This is a genomic window from Vibrio sp. 811, assembly GCF_033339195.1.
This window is the reverse complement of the sequence record NZ_JAWOUB010000963.1, coordinates 1-515: the sequence shown is the minus strand read 5'-3', so window position 1 is coordinate 515 and position 515 is coordinate 1. Positions and strand designations below refer to the sequence as shown.

1 protein-coding gene is annotated in these 515 nt (G+C 45.8%); it reads right to left on the bottom strand.

Annotation, left to right across the window (positions count from 1 at the left end):
• A partial coding sequence (gene traA / locus R7Q46_RS30370; protein WP_411978799.1) for a TraA family conjugative transfer protein occupies nt 1–298 on the bottom strand: 298 nt, incomplete at its 3' end.
• Nucleotides 299–515 lie beyond the last annotated feature (217 nt).

The following is a 515-nucleotide window of genomic DNA, read 5'->3' as shown; positions in this document are numbered from 1 at the left end:
TGCTGAGTTGCACAACAGCCGGGATGACCTTCTCTGCATGTTCCAGAGTAGCAGACATGATGGATTCCACTACGGTCGGGGAGTTGTACAGGCCCATACCGCCACCGATACCCATAGCGAAAGCCATGAGGCTCTGGCGAGCGATACCACCAACAACACCGACCAGGATCATCGCACCCGCAACGATTCGACCCAAAGTACCTTGGGTCCAATCCTTGAGAGTTACCCATACGTCGTCAAACGCTGTACCACCAGTACCAGCGTGAGCTTGGTTCGCAAACATAAGTCCAACGATCATTACTAAACCGACGTAGAAAAGAAGATTGGCTTTATTGTTAGCCTTATTTGTGATTTCCATGATTTTTTTCCTGATTTTCAATCTTAAAAAAGGCAGTTGAGATATTCAACTGCCCGTTATATCAAGTACTTACAAAGTACTGTTACGTATGAAATCACATACCTAATCCGTTGCTTAGTTGAATTGCAACTGGGGCAACTTTGTCAGCAGTTTCAAG